Below are 21,396 nucleotides of genomic sequence, written 5' to 3' on the forward strand. Positions count from 1 at the left end.
AGAGAGGGGGCCGTCATGGGACGCCTCGTACCTGCCGTGACCCGGGCTCTCGACATTCTTGAGCTCTTCCTGGACGGAGACGGCACGCTCTCCGCCCCGGACATAGTGCGCCGACTCCAGCTGCCGCGCACCACCGTGCACGAACTGGTGACGACGCTCGCCGCCCGTTCGTACATCGTGCAGGTCCCCGGCCAGCCGGGACGCTACCGCCTGGGCGTGCGCCCGTACCAGCTCGGCAGCCGTTACGCCGAGCAGCTGGACCTGGCCGCGGAGGGCCTCCAGGTGGCCCGTTCCGTCGCCGAGACGTGCGACGAGACGGTGCATGTCGCGATCCTCGAGGGCACGGACGTCATCTACATCGCGAAGATGGACTCCACCCACGCGGTACGGATGGTGTCGGCGGCCGGCCGCCGCCTGCCCGCCCACTGCACGTCCGTGGGCAAGATGCTGCTGGCCTCGCTGCCCGACCACGAGCTCTCCGCACGGGTCCCCGACAAGGTTCCGCTGGCCGCGATGACGCCGAACAGCATCACCGACCCGGCAGCCCTGCGCGAGGCCCTCGCGGAGATCCGCCGCCGGGGCGTCGCCGTGGAGAACCGCGAGTCGAACCCGGACGTCAGCTGTGTGGCGGCGCCGGTGCACGACCGTACGGGCCGGGTGGTCGCCGCGCTGTCGATCTCCGTCCCGATGATCCGCTGGAGCGAGGACCGCCGTTCGGAGCTGGAGCAGCTCGCCGTCAAGGGCGCCGCCGAACTCTCCGAGCGCCTCGGTCACCGGAGTGTGGCATGACGACGTACGAGCCCAACCTCGAAGTGGCGGTCCGGGCGCAGGCGACCCTCGGCGAGGGCCCGACCTGGGACGCGGCGAGGTCGCGGCTGATCTGGATCGACATCCTCGGCTCCCGGGTCAACACCTACGACCCGTCGACCGGCCGTCGCACGGTCATGGCGACCGAACAGCACGTGGGCGCCGCCAAGCCGCGCGCGACCGGCGGCCTGGTCCTGAACCTGCGCGACGGAGTCGCCCTGTACGACGGCGACGACGGTGACGGCGAGGGCGCCGGGACCGCCACCGGCTTCCGCTGGCTGCACCATGATCCGACACCCGGTCGCCGGGCCAACGACGCGGCGGTGGCCTCCGACGGCTCCCTGTGGGCCGGCACGATGCGCTACGACGAGGCGCCGGGCGGCGGTTCACTGTCCCGGCTGACGGGCGACGGCGCGGTCACGACCGTCCTGGACGACGTGGCGGTGAGCAACGGCACGGGCTGGAGCCCGGACGGCCGCCTGATGTACTACATCGACTCCCCGACCCGCCGCGTCGACGTCTTCGACGTGTCGGCCGACGGCCTGAGCATCACCAACCGCCGCCAACTGGCGCTGATCGAGGAGGGCGCGGGCTTCCCCGACGGCCTGACGGTCGACGCGGACGGCTGCGTCTGGGTGGCCCTGTGGGACGGCGGAGCGGTCCGCCGCTACACCCCGTCCGGCGCCCTGGACCGCACGATCACCCTCCCCACGGTCCGCCCCACGGCCTGCGCCTTCGGCGGCCCGGACCTCACCGACCTGTACGTCACCACGGCCCGCGTCGGCCTGTCCGCCCCCCACCCGATGTCGGGCTCGCTCCTGGTCGTACCGGGAGCGGGCAAGGGCGTCGCCCAGCCAGCGTTCGCGGGCTGACGGGACGACCGGACGACCGGACGACGACCGTAGGACGGTTACGCCAACGGCCGGGCAGGCAACGGGAATTCCGTCGCCTGCCCGGCCGCCGTCACCTCAGGACCCGCCACCGTCACTCCGCCACTCTCACTCCGCCGCCTTCCACTCCTCCGGCCGCAGCGGCGGCTCGCTCAGCGGTGGCTTCAGCGGGCCGATCGCCGCCGCCAGCAGGACACTTGGCGCCAGCAGTACCTCCGCGCCGCGTTCCAGCGACGTCACGTCCGTCACCCGGCGCGCGATACGGCCGTTGCCCGTCGCCGTGCGCATGAGGCGGCCCACGTAGGCCGCCAGCAGACGGTCCCGCAGAGTGGGGCCCTGCTCAGTGGCGCCGGGGTAGAAGATGTCCTGGCCCGTCGCCAGGTCCCAGGCCGCCGAGACCGGGCCGGCCACCGCCTTCTGGATACGGCGCGACAGACCGGGTGTGCCCCAGCCCTGACGCCGGATCACATCCCGCAGGGCCAAGGCGCTTTGGGCCGCCACCGACATCCCGTGGCCGTAGACCGGGTTGTACGCGGCCAGCGCATCGCCGATCACCGTGAAGTTCTCCGGCCAGTCGCGCATCCGCTCGTAGTAGTGCCGGCGGTTCGACGTCGTCCGGGTGACGGAGACGTCCGTCAGCGCCTCCGCTCCCGCGAGCAGGTCGGCGATCACCGGGTGGCGCAGCTCCTCGCGGGCGAAACGCGTGAACTCCGCGCCGTCCGTGGGGGGTTCGCTGCCCCGGGTGCCGGACAGGGAGACCAGCCAGCAGCCGTCCTCGACAGGCATGAGAACGCCCGCCCGGCCCGGACCGCCCGCCCTCGGGTCCGCCTGCACGTTGACCACCGGATAGCTCTGTCTGGCCGGTTCGGGCGCCCGGTACATCCGGCTGGCGTACGCGAGCCCGGAGTCGACGACGCGGCGGGGCGGCTCGGGCAGCCCCAACTCGCGCAGCCAGTGCGGGGTTCGCGAGGCGCGGCCGGTGGCGTCGACGACCAGGTCGGCGTGGAGTGTGCGCCGACTGCCGTCGGCGCCGCGCACCCGCACGCCGGTGACGGCCTCGTCCGTGCCCTCCAGACCCAGCACCTCGGCGTGTTCGACCAGTTTGATCCGGTCGTCGTCCAGGATCTGGGCCCGGATCGTCGCGTCCAGCAGATCCCTGCCGCACAGGAACACGTGGTGCGACTCGTCCCACCGCCGGAACCAGCCCTGCGGCGCCAGCGCGACCATGTCCGTCGTGACCGCCAGCCGGTGCGCACCGGCGTCGAGCAGCAACTCGCCCACGCCCGGCACCAGTTCCTCGATGGCCCGGGCACCGCCGGACCACAGCAGGTGCGCGTGCCGGGCCTGCGGCAGGTTCCTGCGCGGCTCGGGTCCGTCCGGCAGGACGTCACGCTCCACGACGGTCACCCGGTCGGCGAATCCGACCAGGGCACGGGCCGCGAGCAACCCGGCGAGCGACCCGCCGAGGACCACGGCGGACCTGACGGGAGACGACTGATCACTCATATACGTGCAGGCTCTCTACTGTTGCGACTGTGGCGGTCGCCAGGGTGCGCACCGCCTCGATCTCATCGGGGTGACTCAGGACCTGGGACACGGCTTCGATGTCCCGGAGCAGGTCCGTGAGTAAGTCCGCGTCGTGGCCGGTGACTTGGGGAGAAGTCTGGGAAGGGGGCAGGGAAGGGGTACGGGACCGGGTGCGCGCCTCGATCGCTTCGCGGATCGTCACCGCCGCCGCCAGCGCCCCCGCCCGCCCCGGGCCGTGTCCCAGGTCCACGGCTGCCTCGTACGCCCGTCGCCGCAGCTCCTCGTCGAAGTGGCGGGCGAGTTGCAGCAGGGCGTCGCGGATGAACGTCTCGCGGCGGGTCAGCCGCAGCTCCGGGGTGGCCCGTAGAGAGAAGGGGACGCCCCGGCCGGTGGCGTTGCGCAGCAGGTCGTACAGCGGACCGAGCCGGAGGAGGCCGCGGCGGATCCGCCAGCGGTCGCGCAGATACTGGCCGGCGTGCGGCAGCACGAACCCCGTCGCGATCAGGACGGCGCCGACGCACGCGGCGATGGGGGCGAGTTCCGTGGAGAGCGGGTCCAGATGGCCGCCCGTCCAGCGGGCGACGACGGCCGTGCCCTTCGCCGCGTCGAACACCAGGTTGGCGGCGTAGCCGACGGCCAGCGCCCGCAGGCCCCGGCGCAGCCACACGTCGAGTGCGACGGTGTGGATCCAGTCCCGGATCAGCCGGTACGTCAGGACACAGGACGCGGTGTGCGCGACCAGATAGAGCACGATCAGCTCGCGCATGAAGGGCGTACCGGCGTAGTACGTGTCCAGGTCCCGCCGCCGCTCCACGGGTACGTCCGCGAGGGCGAACAACACCCACAGCGCGACGATCACCCCCGCGTGCCCGACGCCGACCCACCGCATCGCGCGACGCGCCCTGGCCGATCCCGGGGAGCGGCCGGTGAGGCCGCCGCGCCACGCGATCATCAGCAGGAGACTCGCGCCGCAGAACGCGACGAGGAAGCTGTACACCAGGGGTGCCGCGATGTTGGGCACGCCGGTGATCCGGTTGGTCCAGGCGATGGCCGGCGGCGCCGCGAGGACGAAGATGCCGCAGGCGAGCAGCAGCAGCCCGCCGACCGCGCGCCGCAGCGGGTCCCGCCACAGCCTGACGATGCTGGGCAGCTTGAACACCAGGGCGGCGGCCAGGAACGCGACCGGTGTCCCGAACACGAGGACGGAGTACGGCTCACCGGGGAGGCCGGAGGGGTTCATCGCCGCGCGTTTCCGCTTCCCCGGCCGCGATACCCCAGGGAGGCCTGCACACCGCTGCTGCCCGTGCTCGCCGTACGGCCCTCCAGCCACGGTCGGAAGACGGTGGCGAGACGGTGGCCGAACTCCTCGGCGTCGGCCTCGTCGGCCGCCCGGGAGCCGTTGCGGGCGGCGACGGCCAGCGCGCCGCCCTGCCAGGACTGCTCGTCGGCCAGTACCCGGGCGGCGGTCGCGCCGGCGCTGTGGTGGTGACAGTGCCCGGCGTGCAGATGCCACAACTCGTGCCCCAGAATCACGAGTTGCTGGACCGCCTCGGCCCGCTCCTCGACGATGACGAGGTCGAAGTCGTGGAACTCCACCCACAGACCGGTGACTTCGATCTCGTCGGGGAAGCGCTCGAAACGCAGCTCGACGCGCCGCCCGCGCCGCTCACTCATCTCCTCGCACAGCGCCCGGCACAACTCCCGGCCGTCTGAAGCGCTGTTGGCGTGCTCCCGCAGTGCCGCGTCGAGCGCGCCGGTCAGCTCGCGCATCGCGGCCCGGGTTCGGAATCGGTGTGCGGCCCGGGTCGGCAGCAGCGCCGCCAGGACACCTCTTGTCACGCCCGTCGTCACACCCCTCGTCACTCCCCTCGGCGTCATCGATCCGTCTCCTCGCCGCCGCTCAGCAGCCCTTCGAGCATCACCGCGAGGGCCTCCTGCTTCCGCGGGGTCAGCTGCCGGCCGCGCAGGGCCAGCGTGACGACCCCGTGCCGGGTCGCGAACCGGACCAGCGGGCCCTCCTCGGCGCCCCCCTCGGCGCCGCCGAGGTCCGCCAGCAGTCGGCGGAGTTCACGGTTCAAGGCGATGGGCGCGGGGTCGGTGAAGAAGCCGGTGCCCTGCTCGACCCCGAAGAACGCGGCGAGCGCGGTGAGATCGGGAACGTTCGGCATCTTCTTGCCGAGGAGTAGCTGACGGGCCCACTCGGGGCTGATCGACAGGGCGTCCGCGATCTCCTTGCAGACCTCGCCGCGCTTCCTGCCGCTCGCCGCGAGGCGCGTCTCGTGGAGTGTGCGCACCCGGCGTCGGATACGGCCCTCGATGTCGTCGGCCACAGGCCGCGCTTCCTCGCCCAGCAGTGCCCGGATCTCGCCCTCCGTGAGAGCGGTTCGGGCCGACAAGGCTCTCACGTCGAGGATTTCGGCGCGATCGAGACGGGCCTCGGCGATGCGCTCTTCGAGGCGGGCGAGGGTACTCGAGAGGGGCTCACTCACGGGCCGACCCTACGCGTCCGGACCGCCGCGCACCAGGAGAATCCAACGATCGTTGGAGGTCGCGGAACGATCGTTGGGCACAGGTGCCATTGACGTGCGGACACTCCAAAATTACGGTCCTGTTCGAAGTTACGAGCGGACACCGATATACCGAACGCCGAAACAAGAACGCGGATCTGCCGAACACCGAACACCGAACACCGCACGCCGAATGTCGAGAGGAACCCATGTCCCGCACCGCCCGCTTCACGATCGACCCCGCCTTCACCGTCGGCGAGGTCAGTCCCCGTCTCTTCGGATCCTTCGTCGAGCACCTCGGCCGCTGCGTCTACACCGGCGTCTTCGAACCGGGCCACCCCTCCGCCGACGAAGCGGGCCTGCGCACGGACGTACTGGAGCTGGTCCGCGAACTCGGCGTCACCGCCATCCGCTACCCCGGCGGCAACTTCGTCTCCGGCTTCAACTGGGAGGACTCGGTCGGCCCCGCGGACGAACGCCCCCGCCGCCTCGACCTCGCCTGGCGCTCGACGGAGTCCAACCGCTTCGGCCTCTCCGAGTACATCGACTTCCTCCGGAAGATCGGTCCGCAGGCCGAGCCTGTGATGGCCGTCAACCTCGGCACGCGCGGGGTCGCCGAGGCCCTCGAACTCCAGGAGTACGCCAACCACCCCTCCGGCACCGCCCGTTCGGACCTGCGCGTCACGCACGGCGACAAGGACCCGTTCGGCATCAAGATGTGGTGCCTCGGCAACGAGATGGACGGCCCCTGGCAGACCGGCCACAAGACCGCCGAGGAGTACGGCCGCCTCGCCGCCGAGACCGCCCGCGCGATGCGCCAGATCGAGCCGGACCTCGAACTGGTCGCCTGCGGCTCCTCCAGCCAGGGCATGGAGACGTTCGCCGAGTGGGAGTCGACGGTCCTCCAAGAGACGTACGACCTGGTCGACTACATCTCCCTGCACGCCTACTACGAGCCCCACGACGGCGACATCGACTCCTTCCTGGCCTCCGCCGTGGACATGGAGTCGTTCATTGACAACGTAGTCGCGACCTGTGACCACGTCGGCGCCCGCCTCAAGTCGAAGAAGAAGATCAACCTCTCCTTCGACGAGTGGAACGTCTGGTACATGTCGGGATGGCACGCGATCGAGAACTCCGGCGCGCGGGACTGGGCCGAGGCCCCGCGTCTCCTGGAGGACGTCTACTCCGTCACCGACGCCGTCGTCTTCGGCTCGCTCCTGATCGCCCTGCTGCGGCACGCGGACCGCGTCACCGTCGCCTGCCTCGCCCAGCTCGTCAACGTCATCGCGCCGATCATGACCGAGCCGGGCGGCCCGGCCTGGCGTCAGACGACGTTCTTCCCGTTCGCGCAGGCCAGCAGGTACGGGCGCGGCGAGGTCCTCGACGTACGCGTGGACTCGCCGACGTACGAGACGAAGAAGTACGGCGAGACGGACCTCCTGCACGCCACCGCCGTACGCGCCGACGACGGCACGGTCACCGTCTTCGCCGTGAACCGCGACCGCACCCAGTCGCTTCCTCTCGAAGTCGTCCTGAACGGCCTGGAGTTGACGTCGGTCGTCGAGCACAGTGTGATCGCCGACGCCGACCCGGACGCCCGCAACACCCTGGACGACCCGGAGCGTGTCACCCCGCACCAGGCCACCGGCACCACCCTCCAGGACGGCAGGCTGACCGCCGTCCTGGAGCCGCTGTCGTGGAACGTGATCCGGCTCGCTTAGGTCTCCGACTGCAGGCCCCGCTACCGGCCGGGGGAGGGAACGACCGTCACCGGAACTCCCCCGGCAGCACTCCCCAGCAGCTTCAGCCGTACCTCCCCGGGCCCCGACTCCGTCGTGCCGTCCGAAAGCACCGCCAGGGCAAGGGTGTTGGCGCCCCGGGTGCGCAGGATGCCGTTCGGGAGGGCGAAGGTGTGCTGGGGGCCGACGTCGTTGACGTACTGGCCCATGTTCCAGCCGTTCAGGAAGATCTGGACGCGGTACGCACGTCCCGGATCGTCGTTCAGCTCCAGCCCGACCGACGCGTCGACGCCCGGATCGACGGCGAGCCGGAACCCGGTCCGGTACCAGGTCACCCCCTGGCGCCGCCGCTCGGCACGCGGCAGGCCGACCGCATCCCACCCCTCGTCCCCGTACCCTGGCAGATGCCAGCCCGACCGCTCCCCGTACAGACCGCCGGTGTTGAGCGGCCCCCGCACCGGGTCGGCCGTGGCAGCCGCCGCACCCTGCAACCGCCAGCCCACCGCGGGGGAGGCACCCGTGAAGGTCACCGCCGTCAGTCCGCGCGCGACCTTGTGCGTGTCCCGCGCCTTTCCGTCCATGTCGTGCTGCATCCGCCGCACCAGCACGGACAGCACATGCCCGCCGGATGTCCGCGACCTCTCCGGCACGTCGAAGGTCGCCGTGGCCGCCCAACTCCCTTTCCGTACGGTCTTCTTGTCCGGCACCGGCATCCGGTGGGTGCCGAGTGGCTCACCGTCGAGCCACGCCATCAGCAGCCCCTGCGTCCCCGTGCTGTAGGCGAGGGCCACGGACTCCGCCCCCTTGGCGTCGGTGAAGGCGCCCCGATACCAGACGTCCCCGTAGTGGAAGCCGTAGTCGTCGGCGAACAGTACGGGCTGCCCGTCGGGCACGGCGGTGGTACTGAACGTCGAAGTCCGGTCGGCGACTGTCCAGTCGGCGTCGTCGAACCCGGGCTGGGACTCGGGGTTCTCCACCTGCCGCCGCCAGCCGCCCAGCGCGGGAAGCGTGACCGCCGGGACCCCCGCCAACGGCTCCTCGGCCCGCAGACTGCCGGAGTCGGTGGCCGATGCCCTCAACGTCCTCTGGTTCCAGACCACTTCACGAATCCCGCTCGGCGCCCACACCTCCAGCTCGGCGGCCTCGAAGGTGTCCCCGGTCAACCGTGCTGCGCCGTCCCGCAGTTCGGCGGTTCGCAGCAGTGGCGGCCCGTAGACCAGTACCGACCCCGACGGGGTCTCGCGCGGCCACAGCCGCACCGAGGTCTCGTCGTCGGCGAGGAGGAGAAGGAGGGGAGCGGAGACGCCGCCGCCTTCCACCAACACCCGGGTGAGTCCGCCGAGTCGGGCGGTCACGCGCATCCGCCCGTCCGCGTACGAGGACTCCGCGTCCCCCGCGAGCACGGTCACCGTCGGCTCGCTCGCGCACTCCACCGCAGTCACCGTCGACTCACCCGCCCGACCCGTCAGCACGGCGATGTCCTGGCGCCCCGCCGCCAGCCACAGCATCGGCTGGGCGTTGGAGTACGCCAGCTTCCGCCGCCCCAGGGCGATTCCGGCGGCCAGGAGACGGGCGTCCGAGGCGGGGACGGTGACCGGCAGCGAGGTCCCGGCGACCGGGAGCGTCGAGGTGACCGACTCGGGGGAGTCGTTGCGCAGGACGTACACGTGGGCGTGGGTGTCCGGGTCGGTGAGGTGGTAGACCTTGATCCTGGCGTCCCCCGCCGAGATGTCCTCGGCCCGGTCCAGCTTGGCCAACTCCGGTACACACCGCACCAGATGGCCGAGCTGGTGCATGGGGACGACCTTCGGGGTCGCCCGGCGCCCCTCGTCGAAGGCGGCGCCGTAGTCGTACGACGTGTACACCTGCGGGGATGGCAGCCAGCCCCAACTGGTGCCGCCGAAGGTCATGTAGACGTTGTGGACGGTGATGCCGTTGGCGAGGTTGGTGAGGTAGAAGCGCCGCTCGTAGGCCGCGTCCCGGGTCCGCGCCGACCCCGCGTACCCCGCACCGTCGAACTCGGCCCCGCCCCACGGATCGAACCAGCCGCCCCCGAACTCGGGGATGAATCCGGGGGTGTCGGGACTCGCCGTGGCCCCGCCCTTCTCGCCGCCGATACCGAAGTGTCCCCAGTCCGGAGGGATTTGCCCAGGGTCCGGATAACCGTCGAAGCCGTACAGCCAACGCCCGCGCTCGCCGCCGGTGTCGAAGGTGCCGGGGCCCAGTAGCCGTTCCTGCCCAGGTCGTTGTGGAAGAGGGGGACGTCGATGCCGTCGGCGCGGGCCTTGGCGTACAGGTGGGCCATGTAGTCGACGCCGGCCGGCTCGGTGACGTACGAGCCGTACTCGTTCTCGATCTGGTAGAGCAGGACCGTGCCGTCGCCCCGGGTGTGGAGATGACGGGCCACGATCCTGTTGACCGCCGTCAGCCACTCGTCGACGTAGGAGAGATAGGTGGGGTCGGAGGTGCGGGCGCGGCCCTTCGTCGCGGTCAGCCAGCCGGGGAAGCCGCCGGCGTCGACCTCGGCGTTGATGTACGGGCCCGGGCGCAGGATGACGTACAGGCCGGTCTCGGCGGCCTGGCGCAGGAAGAGGTCCAGATCGCGGACGCCCGTGAAGTCGTACCGGCCGGGGGCGGGGGAGTGGAAGTTCCAGGCCACGTAGATGCTGACGGCGTTGTAGCCGTGTGCGCGCATCTTCTGCAGGACGTCCCGCCACAGGGACGGGCTCGGCAGGCGGAAGGGGTGCATCTCGCCCGACCACAGGACGAGCCGGCGGCCGTCGACGAGGAGGGAGTAGCGGTCGAAGCCGACGGTGTGCCGGCGGCCGTCCGCCGAGGGCGGGTCGGGGGCCGGGCCGGTGGGCACGGTGTGGGCCGCGTACGCCGACCCGCCCGGGCCACCGGATCCCATGCCCGCGCTCGCGCTCAGGGAGAGGCCGAGGGCGGCGGTGCCGGCGAATGCGGTAAACGTTCGTCTGCTCAACACCATCGTGGTCTCCTCGGCGGTACGGGGCCCGCGTGCGTGTGATCGCGGATGAGCGGGTGCGGTCATTGTCCACACCGTGACGACCGACAATGACCCCATGAGGATCTCGGCGCGGGCGGACTACGCGGTACGAGCGGTGCTGGAGCTCGCCGTACGGCAGGACGAGGGTGCCGTGAAGGCGGAGACCGTCGCCGCGGCCCAGGCCATTCCGCACAAGTTCCTGGAGGGCATCCTCGGTGATCTGCGGCGCGGTGGGATCGTCGACTCCCGGCGCGGTGGCAACGGCGGATACCGGCTGGCGCGCCCCGCCGCCGAGATCACCGTCGCGGATGTCGTCCGGGCCGTCGACGGGCCCATCGTGTCGGTGCGTGGCGAACGTCCGACCGGCCTCGCCTACACCGGCCCCGCCGAACCGCTGCTGCAGCTGTGGGTCGCCCTGCGTGCCAACGTCCGCAAAGTGCTGGAGGGGGTGACCTTCGCCGATCTGGCGACTGGAGAGCTGCCCGAGCTGGTGCGGGGGCTGGCGGCGGAACCGGCTGCCTGGGAAAACCCGTAAATGTTCTAAGTTTCCGGTCTTTGAGGGTCTTTAATTTTGCTCCATCGGAGCGCTTGTAAACCACTTCCAGGAGTGAAATTGCAGGTTGGTTGTTGACGCTCTTCACTCTCCCGATACCTTGACCCCTGCATGTGCATGTAATGCGTGGGGTCCAGGTGAAGGGTGTGCGTACGGGGATGAGTCTGCTGAGATCGCGTCGAGGGTGGGGCATCGGGGCCGTTGTGGCTGCCGGTGTGTCCGGGGTTCTGATCGTGCAGAGCGTGAGCGGTGGGGGCGCGAACAGCGCGGCCGACGACAGCAAGCCGGTCTCCGGGCCGATCGCGAGCGAGGAGTACGCGGCGGCGCTGAAGGTCGCCGCCGACGGTGACTCGGCGACGCTGGCCAAGCGGGACACGGAGCCGTTCAGTCTGCTCGGCGTGACCTGGTCCGACCCGTCGGCACGGATGGCGGGCAAGGTCGAGGTCCGTACCCGCGGCGCCGGTACCGACAACTGGTCTTCCTGGCTGGAGCTGGGCACGGACAGTGGACCCGGCGAGGAGGGCGCGGCCCGTGCCGGCACCGAGCCCGCGTGGGTCGGCGCGTCCGACGGCGTCGAGGTCAGGGTCGACGGCAAGGCTTCCGCCGAGCTGCCCAAGGGGCTGCGCGTCGACATGATCGACCCCGGCACCGGTTCGGTCTCCGACCTGGAGCCGGCGGGTTACGCGGTGGCCGCGAGCACCGAGTCGCCGGACGCGACGATCACGCCGGACGAGACGGACTCCGCCTCGCCGACGGAGACGGACTCGGCGTCCGCCCCCGCGTCCGCCTCCCCGAGCGAGTCCGCCTCGGCCTCCCCCGACACGTCCGACTCGCCGAGCAGTGCGCCCGTGACGACCGCGCCGGCGACGACCTCGGCTCCTGCCTCGCCGGACGCCTCGGCGAGCACCGGCCCCACGGCCCCGCCGTCCACCGCTACCAGGCCGTCGATCACCTCGCGGGCGGGCTGGGGCGCGGACGAGTTGCTGAGCCCCGAGGCGCCGGACTACCTCACGGGCGGGATCAAGGCGGTGGTCGTCCACCACACCGCCGAGACGAACGACTACACGTGCGACCAGTCCCCGGCGATGATCCGCGCCATCTACACGTACCACGTCAAATCGAACGGCTGGAAGGACATCGGCTACAACTTCCTGGTCGACAAGTGCGGCACGATCTTCGAGGGCCGTAAGGGCGGGGTCGACAAGCCGGTCTTCGGGGCGCACGCCTACGGCTTCAACAGCCAGACCACCGGCATCTCGGTCCTCGGCAACTACAACCTGGTCGAACCGCCGACGGCGGTCCTGACCTCCGTCGCCCGCCTCGCCGCCTGGAAGCTCGGCCAGTACGGCGTCGACCCGGCCGGTACGACCACGCTCACCGCGGGCGCCGCCGGGACCAGCGAGTACAACACGAGGACGTGGAAGACGGGCGACCAGCTCTCCTTCCCGACCATCCACGGCCACGGCGACGGCTACGCCACCGAGTGCCCGGGCAGCAAGCTCCACGCCCAACTGGCCACCATCCGCGCCTACGCGGCGGGCCCGGTCAGCGGTCTCTCCCTCAAGTCGGTTACCGGCGCGAACACTTCGGGCACGCGGACGTACACCAAGTCGGCCACGACGGTCAGTTGGTCGGCGACCACCCCGGCCGCCCTGATCACGAAGTACGAGGTGCTGGTCGACGGCAAGGTCGCCGCCACCGCCGCCGGTACGGCGACCTCGGCGAAGGCGAACCTGGGACTCGGCACGCACTCCGTGTCCGTACGGGCGACCCACATCTCCGGGAAGACGACGACCACCTCTGTCGCGACCGTCGTCGCCGAGACGACTCCGCCCACCTTCACCACCGCGCCGAACCTCTCCCTGCGCGCCGGCACGGTGGAGACGGCGGCCGTCCCGGTCACCCTGAAGTGGAAGGCCACCGACTCGGCCGCCCTCAAGGAGGTGCGCCTGACGGCCCCGGTCGCCAAGACGTACGGCCCGACGATCGTCAGCGCCGACCTGGCCGCCAAGTCCGGCGCGGCCACGACCTGGTCCATGACGGCGTACGACCAGGCGGGCAACACCAGGGCGGCCTCCGTCGCCGGTACCCCGGTGATCCTCCAGGAGACCTCGGCGACTCGCACCGGCACCTGGACGACGAAGTCGTCCACCAGTTACCTGGGCGGCAAGTCGTACTCCAGCTCCGCCAAGAACGCCGCGCTGACCTGGACGTTCACCGGCCGCTCGGCCGCCCTCGCGGTGTCGCGGGCCTCGACGTCCGGTCAGGTCAACGTCTTCGTGGACGGGGTCAAGGCCGCCACGGTGGACCTGAAGTCGGCGACGACCAAGTACCGCGACGCGATCTGGACGAAGAACTGGAGCGCGAGCGCCAAGCACACGGTCAAGATCGTGGTCGTCGGCACGAGCGGCCGCCCGGCGGTCACGGCGGACGGTCTGGTCTACCTGAAGTAGTACGCCCGGCTCCCCGTCCCCGCGTGAACAACGTGGGCAACGGGGGAACGGGGCAACGTGAACGACCTGAACAGCCTGAACAGCCTGAACAGCCTGAGTGCCGTCCTCGTACGGCGCTCAGGCTGTTCTCGTTTCCGGGCTCAGCCGGAGGTGTCCACACCCACGGTGAGGGTGGCCTTGTAGCCGTCGGAGACGCTGGAGCCGAGTGCGGTGAGCGTCAGCAGGCCGGAGGAGGCGCCACCGTCGTCGTAGACGCTGTCGGCGGACAGGAGGGTCTCGCTGGTGGTGTTCGCCGAGTAGGGGGAGGTGGCCTGGACCTTCGCGTTGATGTCCGGGTCGAAGAAGAGCTGACCGGTGTGGATGACCTCGCCGCCGGTGTACGAGGTGTCCGTGAGCGTGACGTCCGTGTGCACCCGCATGTGGATGTGGACGGCGCGGGAGATGTAGTGGCCGGGCCAGATCGAGACGATGGTGACCTGGCCGTTCGCGTCGGTCAGCTGCCCGCCGCGCAGGAAGGTGCCGTTGTCCTCCTCCTGGTGGCCGTTGCCGCCGACGAAGCCGGAGTACTCGCCGAGGTGGTCGCAGTGCCAGAGCTCGACGAGGGCGTCGGCGAGCGGGGCGCAGTCGTCGGCGAGGTCGACGACGGTGAAGGTGTGCTGGACCTCGAAGCCTTCCTTGTCCTCGCGAATGTCCTCGCGGACGAGCGCGCCGTCGAGGGAGTAAGGGCCCTCTGTGACCTCGGCGTTGAGGACACAGACGCTGCTGGTGGTCGACGAGGAGCTGTCCTCCGAGGTGCTGGTGGCCGTCTCGGACTCCGTGGCCGTGGTGGTCGGACTGGCGGAGGCGAAGCCGGCGACCGCGAGTCCGCCGACCACCGCCGCGGTGCCGCCGCCGATCAGGACGCGGCGCCGTTGGACGGCCTTGCTCAGCCGATGTTTGCCTGCGGAGGTGGCGGTGTCGGAGAGGGCCTCGGGGGAGGTCGGGGGCGCGCTGATCTGGGGGTTCGTGTTCTCTGTCATGTCCCGGAAACTTAGGGGCGTATCTGAGGATTTCCTTAAATCGTGGCTATGAATGGCCTGGGGACCTACCGCTCAACTCCATTGGTTTGGTGCGGAGTCGGGGCACACTCCGCGTGGCGTGACGATGGCTGCGCGTTACATCGACGGGTGAATCAGGCCGCGTTGGGGCGCGGATTGGCCGGGGATCGACGTGGCTGGGGTCTGTCGGGCCACCTATGCTGCGACCGCTCGGCCTTCACAGAAACTTCATGGCTCAATCACAGGTTGAGTGCAGACGTGTGCATGCCATTGGCATGCGCATGACTGCTGTGTGCGTGATTCTCACCCCCCACTGCACCACTGCGTTGAAAGGGAGAACCATGGCTGGTGGCCTGCTAGTGAGCGCCGCGGCGATTGCCGCTCTGTTCGCCGCCGCGATACCCGCACAGGGTGCCGGGTCGTCCTTCGAGGACCCGCCCCCGGACAAGATCGTCATCAAGGTCGCCACGGTGAACGGCTCCGGCTGTCCCGCGGGTACGGCCGCGGTGGCCGTCTCCGGCGACAACACCGCCTTCACCGTCACCTACAGCGACTACCTCGCCCAGGTCGGCGGCAACTCCGACCCGACGGCGTTCCGCAAGAACTGCCAGCTCAACCTGCTGGTGCACGTGCCGGCCGGCTTCACCTACGCCATCGCGAGCGTCGACTACCGGGGCTTCGCGGCTCTTCAGCGGGGCGCGAGCGGCATGCAGCGGGCCTCGTACTACTTCCAGGGCTCGTCGAACACGGCGGCCCGCACCCACTCGTACAACGGCCCGTACAACGACAACTGGCAGGCCACGGACTCCACCGAGTGGGCCCAACTGGTCTGGGCGCCCTGTGGAGTTCAGCGCAACTTCAACATCAACACGGAGCTGCGGGTGAACAAGGGCACGTCGACGGGCACCAGCTTCATGGCGATGGACTCGACGGACGGCGAGATCGACACGATCTACCACCTGGCGTGGCAGCCCTGCCCCGCGAAGTGAGCTCTGCGGGAGCTGTAAGGGAGTTGTAGGCCCGCCCCGCCGGGCGGCGACCCGCGAGCGGGTGCCGCCCGGCGGGGCGGTGGGTGTGCGGGTGGTGCGGACACGGCCGGCCGTGTCCGCACCACCCAATCCCTTTGTGCCGAGTTGGGCCGGTGAGTTCGGCGTCAGCTGCTTTCCACGCCCACGGTCAGCGTCCCCGCGTACCCCGCCGAGGTCGAACTCCCCAGCGCGGTAAGGGTGAGGAGACCGGAGGCGGCGCCGCCCTCGTCGTAGATCGAGTCCTGGGCGAGGGTGGTACGAGTGACCGTGTTGGCCGCGTACGTCGAGAGTGCCGCGACCTTCGCTGTGATCGTCTCGTTGAAGAACAGCTGGCCGGTGTGGAGTTCCTGGCCGCCGGTGAACGAGCCGTCGGACGTGAGCGTGACGTTCGTGTGCACCTTGAGGTGGATGTGGACACAGCGGCCCCGGTACCAACCGGGGTAGACGGTGGTGATGTTGGCGACGCCGCTGGAGTTCGTCAGCACGCCGCCGCGCAGGAAGGTGCCGTTGTCCGGTTCGGTGTGGCCGTTGTTGCCGACGAAGCCGGAATACTCGCCGAGGGCGTCGCAGTGCCAGATCTCCACGAGCGCGTTGCTGAGGGTCGCGCAGGTGTCGTCGTCGACGACGGTGAGGGCGAGTTTGAGGGGGATGCCGGTCTTGGTCTCGTGGATGTCGGCGCGGACGTACTGGCCGTCGAGGTAGTAGGGGCCTTCGGTCATCTCCTTCGTGAGGGTGCAGACGGCCGCGGCGGCGACAGGAGCGGTCGTGTCCTCGGTGGGGGCCGGGGATTCGGGCACGGCGGCGGCCACGGCCAGGGCGGCGGCGGTGGCACCGGTCGCGATCAGTACGGTGCGGCGACCGATCGCAGTGGGGGGCGTTTCCGAAATCTCTGTCATGAACACAGCAAGATAGGGGAGATTGCTGTCGGTCCGCTGTCGGCGGGCTAGGTGTTTGGCAAAGTGACCATGCGTCAAGTCGCTTGTGAGACAAGGTGGTTGGGACAGCGGGGGCGGCGGCTCAACTCCAGCTGGGTGAGGCCCAGTTCCCCTCGCCGTACGGCACCGGACGTCCCATGTAGGCGTCCAGGAGGATCCGGTCGCCCAGCGGTCGGTCCAGCTCGACCCTCACCTTCTTTTCGAGCATGATGTCGGCGCAGGGCAGATCCGGATCCTGCTTCCCGTCGTCGACGGTCGCCGTGAGCACCACACTGCCGCCCGTCTCCAGTGCCTTCACGCGAGGGCCGTCGTCGCAGGCGCCGTGGTTCGCCAGCACGGTCACGGTTTGCCCGTCCCCGGACACGTCTACCAGCCGCGGGATCGGCATCAGTTCGGTGGGTGACTCCCCCAACTCCCCGATCGGAGACTTCGGGAGCTTCGACGGGCGCAGTGCGACGCGCCTGAGCGGCTCGTCGTACCCCTCCAGCGTGAACAGCCAGGCCGGTACGGTCGCCGGGCCCCGGCTCGTCGCTATCGTCATCCCGCCCAACTTGGCTCCGGTGACGGTGAGATGAGGGTCGCCGGAGTTGCCGTAGCGGTTCAGGGCGCTGTACGTCTGCCGCGCGTCCAACAGGGGGAGGGTGAGGGAGCCTCCGCCCTCCCACTGCACCTTCCCCTCCTCGGTCGCGGTGGCGGGGAGTTCGCCACGCAGTACGTAACTCCGCTCCTCGTAGGCCGTCTTGTCGTCCTTGCTGTGGAAGCCCCCGGCGGGCGGCTGAGCCGCGTCGCCCATGGGGAAGTAGCCCTTGAGCCATGCCTTGGCGGCCTTGGAACCGTCCCAGGCGTCGGCGACCTGCTGGGCGCGGCCCGCCGACGGCGAGGAGGTGTCTCGGGCGCGGGGCTTTGTGGTTCCGATGTCCCCGGCCTTCTCGCTGCCGCAACCGACCGCGAACAGGGCGGTGGTGAGGGCGAGGACGAGAGTGCGCCGGGTCGTGGTGCGGGTGGTGTGCGTACGCATGAGGTCTCCCCGAAGCTGAAGCTGTCGGGACTGTGACGCGGCGGACGCGGTTTATGTTCGGTCCTCCGGCTTCCGGACGACGGCCATGGTCGCCTGAACGGCCGCCCGGGTCCCAACGGCCCTGGGCGGAGTGCACCGGCCCGCGCCTCGACATCGTGATCGTGTGATCAGCTATCCATTGACTGGACGTCGCCTTGGACCGGTGATGCATGGCCGATGGCGACGGACCGAAAGAAGCGGACGGCAATTTCCTGGCGAGGATTGTGACCGGGGATGCGCCGAACCGCTCTTCGCTTCCCCCGCCATCGCACACCCGGACACCCCCGACGCGCCGACCCTGCTGCGCCGCCTCGCCGCGACCGACCTGCGGGTAATCGACCTGATCGACCTGACCGCGTCCCTTTCGCCGGACTCGGCGCACGGCTACCTGGTCGTCCGGGACGGAGCCGCCGGGCTGGTCAGCGTGTTGCGATCCAGCGACCTGCCTGTCTTCATCAGCCGGGGCCAGGATCCACGTGCAGCGCTGCCCGGCGTGATGATCGCGCCGCTCGGGACGACCCTGGCCGATCTGTTGAGCGCGGGCATGACCAGCCTGTTCGACCTCGAACCCACGATGGCGGGCATCCTGCTGGTCACATCGGACGGGAATCCTGAATCTGTGGTGCCCCAGGAACTCCTGGTAAGCGCACGACGCAGCGAGGTGCACGTCCGGCACCGGCCACGTACGGCATTCCGCCCACCGCACGAGTGGCCCGTTCCGGCGAGTTGACAGAGCGCGGAACCTTCATGCCAATATTAGTAACGACACGAACTAAATCCTCCGCGCCGCGACGGTCGCGGTGGTCCCACCGGAAAGGACGTGCGGCGATGGCGGACTGGCCGCTCGTCCCCGATGAGGAGGCCTTCGCTCCGGGCAGCCTGCTGCGCACAGCGCAGCAGGTGCACGATCGCCTGTGGCAGGAGCTGGTGCCCGGCGGCTGCACCTCGCCGCAGTTCGCGGTGCTCCACCGGCTGGCGCTGCGGCCGGGCATCGACCAGCGCACCCTGGGCGAGGCCGCCGGCCTCGACAGGGCCACCGGCGCCGAGCTCGTGGCCCGGCTCGAACGGTCGGGGCTGATCAGACGAGAGCGCGCCGCGGCGGACGCGCGCCGCAACAGCCTTCGGCTCACCATGGCCGGCGACACCGCCCTGCGGGCCTGTGCGCCCTGGGTGGCCCAGGTGCAACTGCGACTGACCGCCCCGCTGGGTGATGCCGGGACCGGGCGGATTCTGCGGCTGCTGAGGACGGTCGCCGAGGTGGCGACCGGTCAGCCGGTTGGGCAGGAGCTGCCCGAAATCGTCGGCCTGCCCGCGGATCCGTCCCGTATCCCCGGCCACCTGGTCCGAGTGGCCCAGCAGCGACACACCCAATTCTGGACGGCCGCCGTGGGCGAAAGGCCGACCTCCCCCCAGTACGGCGTGCTCTACCGCCTGGCGCGGGAACCGGGCATCGACCAGACCACGCTGGCCGACCGTATCGCCCTGGCCAAGGCGCCCACCGGCGAGATCGTGAAGCGGCTCGTCGCACGGGGTGAAGTCCTGCGCGACGTCGACCCGGGCGACGCCCGCCGCAGGCTGCTCACGCTCAGCCCGCAGGGACGTCAGGTTCTGCGGGACGTCACGCCCGCGGTACTGCGCGTCCAGGAGGAGCTGACCGCGGAACTCACCGCGGACGAGCGCCGGGAACTGCTCACACTGCTCAGGAGGATCACCCGGCCGTAGCCGCGGGCTTTTTCTTCCGCATTTAGTAACTGTACGAACTGATCTGCGGGAGAAGACCACCACGAGGCAAGCCGGGGAGACATGAGATGGAGACGCGAAATGACGACTCAACGCTTTGACGCACCTGCCGATCCGCTGCTGCACGCTCTCTACGGCGACCTCGCGGAAAAGGATCTCCAGCCGCTGTGGCGACTGCACGGGCTGCTGACCCCCACCCCTGCCGTCACGGCCGTCCCCCACCTCTGGCGGGGCAGGGACCTGCGCGACCTCGGCGAGCGGGCCGGACGTCTGGTGCCCGTGGACCGCGGCGGCGACCGGCGGGTGCTGTCACTGAGCAACCCCGGCCTGGGCGGACTGCCGTACGCCACCTCGACCCTCTGGGGTGCGGTGCAGTACCTGGGACCGGGCGAGACGGCGCCGGCCCACCGCCACACCCCCGCCGCTCTGCGCTTCGTCCTGGAGGGCGAGGGAGTATGGACCGCGGTGAACGGTGACCCGCTGGCCATGTCCGCCGGAGACCTGATCCTCACCCCCAGCTGGACCTGGCACGAGCACCACAACCCTGGCGACACGTCGATGACCTGGTTCGACGCCCTCGACCTGCCGCTCGTGGAAGGACTGGGCGCGGTGTTCTTCGAAGGCGGCGACGGCAGGGCGGCGGCCACCACCTCACCGGCCGGGCACTCCGCGTCCGAGCGCCGCTTCGGAGGCGGTCCTGGCCTGCTGCCCGGCGGCACCACCGCCCCGCCGCCCGCGCACTCCCCGCTGCTGCGCTACCGATGGGCCGACACCGACCGCGCCCTGGCCGGCCAACTCTCCGAACCCGCCTCCCAGGCCGCCCGCTCCGGCCACGCGCACATCCGCTACGCCGACCCGGCCAGCGGCCGCGACGTGATGCCGACCATGCGCTGCGAGATGGACCGCTATCTGCCCGGCCACACCGCGCCCGCCGTGAGGCGCACGGGCTCGTCCCTCGTCGCCGTCTTCCGGGGCTCGGGCACGGTCACCCTCGACGGCACGCACCACGACATCGAACCCGGCGACCTGATCGCCGTCCCGTCCTGGACGGCGGTGCGCGTGCTCGCGCACGAGGCCCTCGACCTGTTCACCGTCAACGACGCCCCCGTCCTGGAAGCCCTCGCCCTGTACCGGACCGAAGAGGTCACGGAAGACGCCCAAACCGTCGCCGACAGCTGACCGTTCACCCTTGGGAGACCCCATGCGCATCGCCCGCTTCAACGAGGATCGCATCGGCATCGTCCGTGACAACCGCGTCCTGGACGTCACCGACCAGCTCACCGAGCGCCTCTCCCCGGCCCCGTACAGCCTGGCCCGCCGCCTGATCACCGAATTCGCCGCCGTCCGGCCGCTGCTGGAACAGACGGCGTCCGCCGCCGGACCCGGCGACGGCCTTCCGCTCGGCCAGGTACGGCTGCTGGCCCCCGTCCCCGACCCGGCGAAGATCGTCGCGGCACCGGTCAACTACCGCGACCACCAGTCGGAGATGAACGAGGCGTACCACATCAGCTCGCTCGGCTTCTTCCTGAAGTCGCCGTCCTCGATCCTCGACCCCGAGGGCACCGTGCGCCTGCCCTACACCGACCGGCGCTTCGACCACGAAGCCGAGTTCGCGCTCGTCGTCGGACGCCGGGCCAGCCATGTCACGCCCGAGCAGGCACTGGACCACGTCTTCGGCTACACGGGCCTGATGGACATCACCATGCGGGGCGGCGAGGACCGCTCCACCCGCAAGTCCTTCGACACCTTCACCCCGCTCGGGCCGTGGCTCGTCACCCCGGATGAGCTCGGCTCCCCCGAGGACGTCGACCTGGAACTGACCGTCAACGGCGAACCGAGGCAGAAGGCCAACACCAGCGAACTCATCTGGTCGGCCGCCCGCTTCCTGTCCTACGCCTCCACGGTCACCGTGCTGGAGCCCGGTGACGTGGTCACCACCGGCACCCCCGCAGGCGTCGCCCCCGTCGAGGACGGCGATGTCGTCGAACTGACCGTCGCCCGCATCGGCCGCCTGCGGGTGGCGGTGTCGGCCGAGGGGGCCGTGCCCTGCCCCACCTCGGGAGCCTCCCGCGGCCCCGTTCCACCGCCCGCCCCCAGCCACAAGTGACCGACG

General features: G+C 70.5%; 17 protein-coding genes and 1 pseudogene. 10 read left to right on the plus strand and 8 right to left on the minus strand.

From position 1 onward, the window contains the following. The first annotated feature begins 15 nt into the window (after positions 1-15). Complete coding sequence (locus tag G3I56_RS04520; protein WP_164407332.1) at positions 16-789, plus strand: IclR family transcriptional regulator; 774 nt, start codon at positions 16-18, stop codon at positions 787-789. Continuing rightward, positions 786-1,679 carry an SMP-30/gluconolactonase/LRE family protein gene (locus G3I56_RS04525; RefSeq protein WP_164407334.1) on the plus strand — a complete coding sequence of 298 codons (894 nt, stop codon included), beginning with the start codon at positions 786-788 and terminating at the stop codon, positions 1,677-1,679. Before G3I56_RS04520 ends, G3I56_RS04525 begins: the two co-directional genes overlap by 4 nt. A gap of 126 nt (positions 1,680-1,805) precedes the next feature. On the opposite strand, the gene G3I56_RS04530 is transcribed toward G3I56_RS04525, so the two are convergent. Genes G3I56_RS04530 through G3I56_RS04545 form a run of 4 tightly spaced genes read right to left on the minus strand, consistent with a single transcriptional unit; the run spans position 1,806 to position 5,713 of the window. Continuing rightward, positions 1,806-3,203, minus strand: coding sequence for an FAD-dependent monooxygenase (locus G3I56_RS04530; protein WP_164407335.1), 1,398 nt, complete (start codon positions 3,201-3,203; stop codon positions 1,806-1,808). Then, positions 3,196-4,464 (minus strand): MAB_1171c family putative transporter, encoded by a 1,269-nt coding sequence (locus tag G3I56_RS04535; RefSeq protein ID WP_164407337.1) that lies wholly within the window; start codon positions 4,462-4,464, stop codon positions 3,196-3,198. The genes G3I56_RS04530 and G3I56_RS04535 overlap by 8 nt, the downstream gene beginning before the upstream one ends. Continuing rightward, positions 4,461-5,102 carry a toxin-antitoxin system, toxin component family protein gene (locus G3I56_RS04540; RefSeq protein WP_239134705.1) on the minus strand — a complete coding sequence of 214 codons (642 nt, stop codon included), beginning with the start codon at positions 5,100-5,102 and terminating at the stop codon, positions 4,461-4,463. Before G3I56_RS04540 ends, G3I56_RS04535 begins: the two co-directional genes overlap by 4 nt. Next, on the minus strand, positions 5,099-5,713 hold the full coding sequence (locus G3I56_RS04545; RefSeq protein WP_164407339.1) for a transcriptional regulator: 615 nt from the start codon (positions 5,711-5,713) through the stop codon (positions 5,099-5,101). Before G3I56_RS04545 ends, G3I56_RS04540 begins: the two co-directional genes overlap by 4 nt. A gap of 227 nt (positions 5,714-5,940) precedes the next feature. Here G3I56_RS04545 and G3I56_RS04550 point away from each other — a divergent pair, with 227 nt between their 5' ends. Continuing rightward, positions 5,941-7,455 (plus strand): alpha-N-arabinofuranosidase, encoded by a 1,515-nt coding sequence (locus G3I56_RS04550; RefSeq protein WP_164407340.1) that lies wholly within the window; start codon positions 5,941-5,943, stop codon positions 7,453-7,455. 20 nt (positions 7,456-7,475) lie between these two features. Here the strand turns inward: G3I56_RS04550 and G3I56_RS44640 are convergent. Then, a pseudogene (locus tag G3I56_RS44640) lies at positions 7,476-10,462 on the minus strand (beta-galactosidase). Between the two features lie 94 nt (positions 10,463-10,556). Between G3I56_RS44640 and G3I56_RS04560 the strand changes: the two are divergent. Next, a complete protein-coding gene (locus G3I56_RS04560) occupies positions 10,557-11,015 on the plus strand; it encodes an Rrf2 family transcriptional regulator (RefSeq protein ID WP_164407822.1) in 459 nt (152 codons plus the stop codon). A gap of 176 nt (positions 11,016-11,191) precedes the next feature. After that, entirely contained in the window at positions 11,192-13,486 is a 2,295-nt protein-coding gene (locus G3I56_RS04565) for a peptidoglycan recognition protein (RefSeq protein WP_203689199.1), read from the plus strand. A gap of 140 nt (positions 13,487-13,626) precedes the next feature. Here the strand turns inward: G3I56_RS04565 and G3I56_RS04570 are convergent, their stop codons facing one another. Next, positions 13,627-14,505: an intradiol ring-cleavage dioxygenase gene (locus G3I56_RS04570; protein ID WP_164407342.1), complete on the minus strand. Its 879-nt coding sequence runs from the start codon at positions 14,503-14,505 to the stop codon at positions 13,627-13,629. Between the two features lie 359 nt (positions 14,506-14,864). Between G3I56_RS04570 and G3I56_RS04575 the strand changes: the two genes are divergently transcribed. Beyond that, on the plus strand, positions 14,865-15,512 hold the full coding sequence (locus tag G3I56_RS04575) for a DUF4360 domain-containing protein (protein ID WP_164407344.1): 648 nt from the start codon (positions 14,865-14,867) through the stop codon (positions 15,510-15,512). 164 nt (positions 15,513-15,676) lie between these two features. Here G3I56_RS04575 and G3I56_RS04580 read toward each other — a convergent pair whose 3' ends face one another. Both G3I56_RS04580 and G3I56_RS04585 read right to left on the minus strand, forming a co-directional pair. After that, positions 15,677-16,447 (minus strand): intradiol ring-cleavage dioxygenase, encoded by a 771-nt coding sequence (locus G3I56_RS04580; RefSeq protein WP_164407346.1) that lies wholly within the window; start codon positions 16,445-16,447, stop codon positions 15,677-15,679. Between the two features lie 121 nt (positions 16,448-16,568). Beyond that, entirely contained in the window at positions 16,569-17,504 is a 936-nt protein-coding gene (locus G3I56_RS04585; RefSeq protein ID WP_164407348.1) for a hypothetical protein, read from the minus strand. Positions 17,505-17,667: 163 nt separating this feature from the next. Between G3I56_RS04585 and G3I56_RS04590 the strand changes: the two genes are divergently transcribed. From G3I56_RS04590 to G3I56_RS04605, 4 genes are all read left to right on the plus strand, one after another. Then, positions 17,668-18,273, plus strand: a complete 606-nt coding sequence (locus tag G3I56_RS04590) for a hypothetical protein (protein ID WP_164407350.1) — start codon at positions 17,668-17,670, stop codon at positions 18,271-18,273. Between the two features lie 98 nt (positions 18,274-18,371). Further along, positions 18,372-19,265 carry a MarR family transcriptional regulator gene (locus G3I56_RS04595; protein ID WP_164407352.1) on the plus strand — a complete coding sequence of 298 codons (894 nt, stop codon included), beginning with the start codon at positions 18,372-18,374 and terminating at the stop codon, positions 19,263-19,265. Between the two features lie 99 nt (positions 19,266-19,364). Then, the gene (locus tag G3I56_RS04600) at positions 19,365-20,462 is read left to right on the plus strand and encodes a cupin domain-containing protein (RefSeq protein WP_164407354.1); all 1,098 of its coding nucleotides are present in this window, start codon (positions 19,365-19,367) and stop codon (positions 20,460-20,462) included. Positions 20,463-20,484: 22 nt separating this feature from the next. Next, positions 20,485-21,390 (plus strand): fumarylacetoacetate hydrolase family protein, encoded by a 906-nt coding sequence (locus G3I56_RS04605; protein WP_164407356.1) that lies wholly within the window; start codon positions 20,485-20,487, stop codon positions 21,388-21,390. Positions 21,391-21,396: the final 6 nt, after the last annotated feature.

The organism is Streptomyces sp. SID12488, from assembly GCF_010548275.1.
Lineage (GTDB): Bacteria > Actinomycetota > Actinomycetes > Streptomycetales > Streptomycetaceae > Streptomyces.

Bases quoted from the DNA above. Each gene is read 5' to 3' on its own strand.
- G3I56_RS04560 (WP_164407822.1), top strand. From the start codon at position 10,557: ATGAGGATCTCGGCGCGGGCGGACTACGCGGTACGAGCGGTGCTGGAG.
- G3I56_RS04540 (WP_239134705.1), bottom strand. From the start codon at position 5,102: ATGACGCCGAGGGGAGTGACGAGGGGTGTGACGACGGGCGTGACAAGA.
- G3I56_RS04600 (WP_164407354.1), top strand. From the start codon at position 19,365: ATGACGACTCAACGCTTTGACGCACCTGCCGATCCGCTGCTGCACGCT.
- G3I56_RS04585 (WP_164407348.1), bottom strand. From the start codon at position 17,504: ATGCGTACGCACACCACCCGCACCACGACCCGGCGCACTCTCGTCCTC.
- G3I56_RS04535 (WP_164407337.1), bottom strand. From the start codon at position 4,464: ATGAACCCCTCCGGCCTCCCCGGTGAGCCGTACTCCGTCCTCGTGTTC.
- G3I56_RS04575 (WP_164407344.1), top strand. From the start codon at position 14,865: ATGGCTGGTGGCCTGCTAGTGAGCGCCGCGGCGATTGCCGCTCTGTTC.
- G3I56_RS04550 (WP_164407340.1), top strand. From the start codon at position 5,941: ATGTCCCGCACCGCCCGCTTCACGATCGACCCCGCCTTCACCGTCGGC.
- G3I56_RS04520 (WP_164407332.1), top strand. From the start codon at position 16: ATGGGACGCCTCGTACCTGCCGTGACCCGGGCTCTCGACATTCTTGAG.
- G3I56_RS04605 (WP_164407356.1), top strand. From the start codon at position 20,485: ATGCGCATCGCCCGCTTCAACGAGGATCGCATCGGCATCGTCCGTGAC.
- G3I56_RS04595 (WP_164407352.1), top strand. From the start codon at position 18,372: ATGGCGGACTGGCCGCTCGTCCCCGATGAGGAGGCCTTCGCTCCGGGC.
- G3I56_RS04530 (WP_164407335.1), bottom strand. From the start codon at position 3,203: ATGAGTGATCAGTCGTCTCCCGTCAGGTCCGCCGTGGTCCTCGGCGGG.
- G3I56_RS04525 (WP_164407334.1), top strand. From the start codon at position 786: ATGACGACGTACGAGCCCAACCTCGAAGTGGCGGTCCGGGCGCAGGCG.
- G3I56_RS04570 (WP_164407342.1), bottom strand. From the start codon at position 14,505: ATGACAGAGAACACGAACCCCCAGATCAGCGCGCCCCCGACCTCCCCC.
- G3I56_RS04565 (WP_203689199.1), top strand. From the start codon at position 11,192: ATGAGTCTGCTGAGATCGCGTCGAGGGTGGGGCATCGGGGCCGTTGTG.
- G3I56_RS04580 (WP_164407346.1), bottom strand. From the start codon at position 16,447: ATGACAGAGATTTCGGAAACGCCCCCCACTGCGATCGGTCGCCGCACC.